The sequence below is a fragment of the Luteococcus sanguinis genome, assembly GCF_039527675.1.
Taxonomy (GTDB): Bacteria; Actinomycetota; Actinomycetes; order Propionibacteriales; family Propionibacteriaceae; genus Luteococcus; species Luteococcus sanguinis.
Genome location: NZ_BAAAKI010000002.1, coordinates 16640 through 23643, shown reverse-complemented (window position 1 = coordinate 23643; position 7004 = coordinate 16640). Strand labels below are relative to the sequence as shown.

Genomic DNA, 7004 nt, shown 5'->3' with positions numbered 1-7004 from the left:
ATCGCCGGGGCCACCCCTCTTTCACGTGCTGTTCGGTTGTGTGGTGACCTCAGGTCACTTGAGCAGCGCCAGGCGGGCCGCGTCGTTCGCGAAGGCCTCCTTGGCGTTGTCCTTGGTGACGACGACCGGATCCTGGGCGTAGACCGGGACGTCGATCTTGCCGTTGTTGGTCTTCTCGGACGGGTCGGGCAGGGTCTCGCCCTTCTGCATGGCGTTGATCAGCGTCACCGTCTGGGAGACCAGCTTGTCGGTGGGCTTGTAGACGGTGCAGTACTGCGTGCCCGCCCACACCAGCGAGACCGACTCGTTCTCGGCATCGAGGCCGGTCACGATCGGGGTGCCGGCGCCGGCCTGCTTGCAGGAGGTGAGGATCGCGCGGGCGATGCCGTCATTGGGCGACAGCACGCCGTCGATCTTCTTGCCCGAGTAGTTGCCCGAGAGCAGCGAGTCCATCCGCGACTGGGCCTTGGCGTTGTCCCAGTCGACGGTGGCGCACTGGGCGAACTTGGTCTGGCCGGAGACGACCGTCAGGGTCTTGTCGTCGATCTTCGGCTGCAGCACGCTCATGGCGCCGGTGAAGAAGTTCGGGGCATTCGGGTCGGCCGGGCCGCCACCGAAGAGCTCGATGTTGTAGGGGCCCTCACCCTTGCTCTTCAGGCCGTCCAGCAGCGCCTGGCCCTGCAGCTCGCCGGTGCGGACGGAGCCGAACTGGATGACGCCGTCAACGGCCTCGGTGTTCTCGATCAGGCGGTCGAAGCCGAGCACCTTGACGCCCGCGTCGTGCGCCTTCTGCAGCACGGTGCCGAGCTGCTTGCCGTCGACGGGGCCGACGACGATGACCTTGGCGCCCTGCTGAACCATGGCGTCGATCTGGGACTGCTGCTGGGTGACCTTGTTGTCGGCGGCCTGGGAGATGACCTTGTAACCGGCGGCAGCGAGCTGCGTCTTGAACATGTCCTGGGCCTCCTTCCAGTTCTGGGTGCCCAGCCACGGCAGCGCGACGCCGATGGTGGATCCGGCGTCGAAGCCGCCCGAGGCAGCGGTGGAACCGCTGGCACCGGCAGCCGCCGTGGTGGTGGAGGTGGAGGAGCCGTCGCGGCCGCCGCCACAGGCGCTCAGGCCCGTGAGGGCAGCGAGTCCGGCAGCGCCGCCGAGCATCGACCTTCTGGTGACCTTCATGGGTGTTTCCTTTCGGTGGGTTTCGGCGTCAGATGCCGGGGTTGGAGGTGGGCATGGTGTTCTCGGAGGTGACCACGGGGCCCTCCGCACTGGGGACGGCATCGGCCGTCGACTGGTTGGCCGCAGCCACGGCTGCAGGAGCGTCGGCCGGCGCCTTGGTGCCGCCGGTCAGGCGTCCGATGATGGAGGGGCGGCCCTGCTGCTTGTTGTAGACGTCGAAGGCGACGGCGGCCAGCAGCACGAGGCCCTTGATCACCGAGGTCTTGTCCTGGCCGACGCCGAGCAGCATCAGGCCGGAGTTGAGCACCGCCATCACGAGGCCACCGATCATCGAGCCGAAGACGGTGCCGATACCGCCGCTGACGGCCGCGCCGCCGATGAAGACTGCGGCGATGACGTCCAGCTCCCAGTTGGTGCCGTCCAACGGGCCGGCAGCGGTGGAGCGGCCGAGGAAGAGGATGCCCGCGAGACCGGCCAGGAAGGACATGTTGAGCATGACCAGGAAGTAGGTGCGGGCGGTGTTGACGCCGGACAGCGCGGCGGCGGCCTTGTTGCCACCGACGGCGTAGACATGGCGGCCGAAGCGGGTGCGCTCGGTGATGATGTAGTAGATGCCGACCAGACCCAGCAGGATCACGCCGGGCACCGGGAAGGAGGTGCCGGGACGACCGGAGCCGAAGACCCAGGTCAGGTACAGGATGACGGCGCAGACCAGCGCGATGCGGATCAGGCTGATGCCCATCGGCGCCTCGCCACCGCGGGCGGCCAGCTGGCTGCGACGACGCAGCTCGGAGACGATGAAGCCTGCGCAGAGCAGCAGGCCGAGCAGCAGGGTGGAGTTGTTCATGTTGGTGAAGCCGGGGCCCCACTCGGGCAGGTAGCCGGCGCCGAACTTCTCCAGCTCCGGCGGGGCGGCCATCGAGATCGAACCGGAGACCCAGATCACCAGGCCGCGGAAGATCATCATGCCGGCCAGCGTCGTGATGAAGCCAGGGATCCCCACCTTGCTGAGGAAGAAGCCATGCCAGGCGCCGATCGCGCAGGCCAGCAGCAGGCCGAGGATCACGGCGAGGATCCAGTTCAGGCCGTGGTTGGTGGCCAGGATCGAGACGACCATGCCGACGAAGCCGGCCACAGAACCGACCGACAGGTCGATCTGGCCGATGACGATGACCATCACCATGCCCAGCGCCATGATCAGCACGTAGGCATTGCCGATGATCAGGTTCTGCAGGTTGGAGGCGGTGAGCATGCGGCCATCCGACTTCCACTGGAAGAACAGGGCCAGCACGACCATCGCCAGCACCATCGTGTACTGCTGGAGGTTGTTACCGAGGACTTGCTTCACTGCTTTCACTGGAGTGCTCCCTGGCTTGCTGAGGTGGCGGTGGTGGTCATGCGGCGCATCAGGCTCTCCTGGTCCGCATCCTTGGCGTCGAGGCAGCCGGTGATGGCGCCCTCGCAGATGGTGTAGATGCGGTCGCTGATGCCGAGCAGTTCGGGCAGTTCGGACGAGATGACGATGACCGCCTTGCCCTCGTCCGCCAGCCGGTGGATCAGCTTGTAGATCTCGTACTTGGCGCCGACGTCGATGCCGCGGGTGGGCTCGTCGAGGATCAGCACCTTGGGTTGGGGGTACATCCACTTGGCCAGCACGACCTTCTGCTGGTTGCCGCCCGACAAGGTGGCCACGCCGACGCCGGTGGAGGGCGTCTTCACCCGCAGGTCCTTGCGGTACTGCTCGGCGACCTCGGCCTCGCGGGTCAGGTTCAGCAGGCCGTGGCGGACCAGGTCCTTGAGGTTGGCCGCGCTGATCGTCGTCTTGATCGAGTCGAGCAGGTTCAGGCCCAACTGCTTGCGGTCCTCGGTGACATAGGCGATGCCCAGGTCGATCGCCTGCTGGACGGTCTTGGGGGCGACCTCCTTGCCGTCCAGCACCATGGTTCCGGAGTGGTAGATGCCGTAGCTGCGGCCGAAGATCGAGCGCGCGAGCTCGGTGCGCCCGGCACCCATCAGGCCCGCGAAGCCGACGATCTCCCCCGCACGGACGTTGAAGGACGCGTGCTTGGTGATCATCCGGCCGGGCACGTCAGGGTGCTCGACATTCCAGTCGCGCACCTCCAGCAGCACCTGGCCGGGGTTGGACTCGTGGTCGGGGTAGCGGTTCTCGATCGAGCGGCCGACCATCGCCCGAATGATGCGGTCCTCGTCCACCTGGCCGGCGACCACGTCGTAGGTCTCCACCGTCTTGCCGTCGCGGATGACGGTGACGGCATCGCTGACCGCAGCGATCTCGTTGAGCTTGTGGGAGATCATGATCTGGGTGATGCCCTTGGCCTTCAGGCCTCGCATCAGGTCGAGCAGGTTGGCCGAGTCGTCCTCGTTGAGGGCGGAGGTGGGCTCGTCCAGGATCAGCAGGCGGACGTTCTTCGACAGCGCCTTGGCGATCTCCACCAGTTGCTGCTGGCCGACGCCGAGGCGTTTGATCGGGGTGTTCGGGTCGATGTCCAGGCCGACTCGGGCCAGCAGGTCGATCGCGCGGTTGCGCGCCTGCGCCCAGTCGATCAGGCCGCCCTTGACGACCTCGTCGCCCAGGAAGATGTTCTCGGTGATCGACAGCTCGGGCACCAGGGCCAGCTCCTGGTGGATGATCACGACACCCTCGTGCTCGGAGTCCTTGATCCGGCCGAAGTTCATCACCTTGCCGTCGAGAACGATGTCGCCGCCATAGGTGCCGTGCGGGTAGACACCCGAGAGCACCTTCATCAGGGTGGACTTGCCCGCACCGTTCTCGCCACAGATGGCGTGGATGTCAGCCTTGCGCACCCGCATCGTGACGTCGTCCAGGGCCTTGACGCCCGGGAACTCCTTGGTGATGTGACGCATCTCCAGGATGACGTGTTCGTCATCGACCATGTCGTCTCCTTTGACCAGGGCACCGCCGGAACCGGCCGGTGCTGCTGAACGAAAAGGTACGCCGAGAGCGTCCTTGGCGTCACTAAATGAAGCCAAGAGTGACCAAACCGTGACAAATGAGCCGGAAGGCTTGCTTCACCTCGGTCGGTTGACTTCTGGAGGTGAATGGACGGACGATCTAGGAACCAACGAGTGATCTGCCCAGCAACAACAACGTGACAAGGAGGTCCGCGTGCTCGCCCCCGGTTCGCAGTCCTCCCTGCGCGAGGCGAATGCGCTGCGCATCCTCGAGGCCGTGCGCACCTTCGGCGGCATCACCCAGGTGGAGCTCGCTGCTGCAACCGGCCTCTCGCCAGCCACTGTGTCCAACATCGTCAAGCAGCTGGAGCGCGACGGCATCGTCGCGACCTCGGCCACCACCCGCTCCGGGCGCCGCGCCCAGCAGGTCTCGCTGGTGCCTTCCTCCGGCCTGTCGCTGGGCGTGCACATCACCCCCCGCTCGCTGGACCTCTACCTGGCCGACGCCTCGCACGACGTCCAGCTCGCCCGCCGGTTGCCGCTGCCGGAGGGCCATCGGCACGACACCACCCTCGACCGAGTCGCGCTGCTGGTGGGTGAGGCCTCGGACGACGTGGGCGCGAGCGTGGACGACGTGGTCAGCATCGGGGTGGCCCTGCCCCAGGCGATGACCGCCCGCGCCAGCGCCGCCTCGCTGACCGGCTGGGAGGACGTCGACATCGTCGACACCCTGCAATGGCGGCTCGGACGCCCGGTCGCACTCTCCTTCTCCGCCGACGCCGCCGCGGTGGCCGAGTCACGGTACGGGGCGCTGCGCGGGTCGGGCACCTCGCTGTACGTCCGGGTGGGCGACACCGTCGAGGCCTCGATCCTGTTCGACGGCCGCCCCCACACCGGTGCCTTCGGGCCGGCCGGCGCCATCGGGCACGTCCAGGTCGACCCCGCGGGACGGATCTGCCGCTGCGGTGCCCGCGGCTGCCTCGACACCGTCGTCTCCGTGGACGCGTTGGCGGACCTGTTGCGGCTCAGCCACGGCCCGATGACCATGCGGCAGATCGTCTCGGGCGCCAAGCGCGGGGACGCGGGCTGCCGCCAGGTGCTGGCCGACACGGGCGCCGCCATCGGTCCAGTCATCGCCAACAGCGCGACCGTGCTCGGGCCGACCCGCATCATGGTCGGCGGCGAGCTGGCCAGCGCCGGCGAGGTCTTCCTCTCCCCCATCCGGGACGCGCTGCGAGCCCGTCCGCTACTGTCCGGGGACGACCTGCTCGTCGACGGCGAGAGCTTGGAGCATGCCGAGGCCATGGGGGCCTCGGCGCTCGCACTGGACCAGTTGGAACTGCCCCTCAGCCCAGGAAAGGGATCGTGATGGCCGACCTGCTCCGCGTCCGGGGTGTGGCGAAGTACTTCGGCGGCGTCCAGGCGCTCGTCGGGGTCGACCTCGACGTGCACGCCGGTGAGGTGGTCGCGCTCGTTGGGGACAATGCGGCTGGCAAGTCGACGCTCGCGCGGATGCTGGGCGGCGTGCATGGCCCTGATGCCGGGACGATCTGGTTCGACGGACGCGAGGTGCACATCGCCTCCCCGCGCGCCGCGACCAAACTGGGGATTGCCTCGGTCTTCCAGAGCGACCAGCTCGTCGACAACCTGGACGTGGTCGAGAACCTCTTCCTGGGCCAGGAACTGCGCCGCCGGTCCGGTCTGATCGACAAGCACGCGATGACCGACCAGGCCCGCGGGCACCTCGGCGCGCTCAGTGCCCGGATCCCCGACCTCACCGTCCCGCTGCGGAACCTCTCGGCGGGCCAACGCCAGTGCGTCGCGATCGCCCGCACCCTGGTCAGCGACCCCCGGCTGGTGATCCTGGACGAGCCTACGGCTTCACTCTCGGTCGGCCAGACCGCCGAGGTGCTCGGCTACGTCGAGGAACTGCGCGACCGCAACCTGGGCGTCATCTTCATCAGCCACAACCTCACCGACGTCCGCGCGGTCGCCGACCGGGTTGAGGTGCTGCGTCACGGCCGCAACAACGGTTCCTTCAACGCTCGCGACGCCAGCTACGAGGCCGTGATCGCCGCCATCACCGGCGCCACCCACACCTGACTTCGGTTGGCCTTCGGTCGTTCGAAGCTCCGAAAACATTGCCAGGTAAGCGATCCATGGGGTCCCAGCATTCACTTTCGGCCACTGTTATCTGCCGTGCATATACATGCCCCATGCGGCCGCATAATCTGCGAGAAGCCCTTAGGGGAAGAGCCGCGGGGCACTAGCGAGAGGCACCAAATGACTCGACGAACAACTCTTACCGCTGCGCTCACGGGAGCTGGACTCTTGGCCGCCTCTGCGAGCCTGCAGCCTGCCCAAGCAGTTACGGTCAACCAACACGTCAGCTGGGTGTGCGACGTTTACGGCACTGCGGACTGGAACCTGCGAGACGGGCAGCCCATGCACGCCTGTAACCTGGAGGTCGGCGGAATCTACGTGAATTCCTACTCCGATGGGCGGCTTACACAGCACATCAAGGTGAACTGGGGCCAGGATTACAGCCAAGGACCAACGGTGTCCGTATCAGCCGTAAAATGCGTGATTTGGTGGTCAAGCGCGCTGGCCATCGTCCTCACCACCAAGGGGACAGGTGCGAAAGTCCTTGTCGCAACAAGTACGCTCTCTGGGTTTAAGAGATGCTGACTCTCGGGTAGCCAGGGAGAATGCGTACGTTTCCCTGCTTTGGACAACCCAGACCAGCTTCGGACAACCCAGGCCAGTCAGTGCTCAGCTTCCGACCGCCGTCAGCGTCGGCTGGAACCCAACGAGTCGGCCACTGCGGGAGCGAACCGAGCGCCTAAAGCGGGAGGTGTCCGCTTCCAGCCGACACCCGAAGTGAGCCCGAG

5 protein-coding genes are annotated in these 7004 nt (G+C 66.8%); 2 read left to right on the top strand and 3 right to left on the bottom strand.

Annotated features, from left to right (window positions below):
• Positions 1-54: 54 nt before the first annotated feature.
• Genes ABD089_RS01490 through mmsA form a run of 3 tightly spaced genes read right to left on the bottom strand, consistent with a single transcriptional unit; the run spans position 55 to position 4095 of the window.
• A complete protein-coding gene (locus ABD089_RS01490) occupies positions 55-1179 on the bottom strand; it encodes a substrate-binding domain-containing protein (RefSeq protein ID WP_343884405.1) in 1125 nt (374 codons plus the stop codon).
• Positions 1180-1207: 28 nt separating this feature from the next.
• Complete coding sequence (locus ABD089_RS01485; RefSeq protein WP_343884404.1) at positions 1208-2527, bottom strand: sugar ABC transporter permease; 1320 nt, start codon at positions 2525-2527, stop codon at positions 1208-1210.
• A gap of 5 nt (positions 2528-2532) precedes the next feature.
• Entirely contained in the window at positions 2533-4095 is a 1563-nt protein-coding gene (gene mmsA / locus ABD089_RS01480) for a multiple monosaccharide ABC transporter ATP-binding protein (protein WP_343884403.1), read from the bottom strand.
• A 232-nt stretch (positions 4096-4327) separates the two neighbouring features.
• On the opposite strand from mmsA, the gene ABD089_RS01475 reads away from it, so the two are divergent.
• Together ABD089_RS01475 and ABD089_RS01470 are read left to right on the top strand one after the other, a co-directional pair.
• A complete protein-coding gene (locus tag ABD089_RS01475; RefSeq protein ID WP_343884402.1) occupies positions 4328-5482 on the top strand; it encodes an ROK family transcriptional regulator in 1155 nt (384 codons plus the stop codon).
• Positions 5482-6216, top strand: coding sequence for an ATP-binding cassette domain-containing protein (locus ABD089_RS01470; protein WP_343884401.1), 735 nt, complete (start codon positions 5482-5484; stop codon positions 6214-6216). The genes ABD089_RS01475 and ABD089_RS01470 overlap by 1 nt, the downstream gene beginning before the upstream one ends.
• Positions 6217-7004: the final 788 nt, after the last annotated feature.

Bases quoted from the DNA above. Each gene is read 5' to 3' on its own strand.
- ABD089_RS01490 (WP_343884405.1), bottom strand. From the start codon at position 1,179: ATGAAGGTCACCAGAAGGTCGATGCTCGGCGGCGCTGCCGGACTCGCT.
- mmsA (WP_343884403.1), bottom strand. From the start codon at position 4,095: ATGGTCGATGACGAACACGTCATCCTGGAGATGCGTCACATCACCAAG.
- ABD089_RS01470 (WP_343884401.1), top strand. From the start codon at position 5,482: ATGGCCGACCTGCTCCGCGTCCGGGGTGTGGCGAAGTACTTCGGCGGC.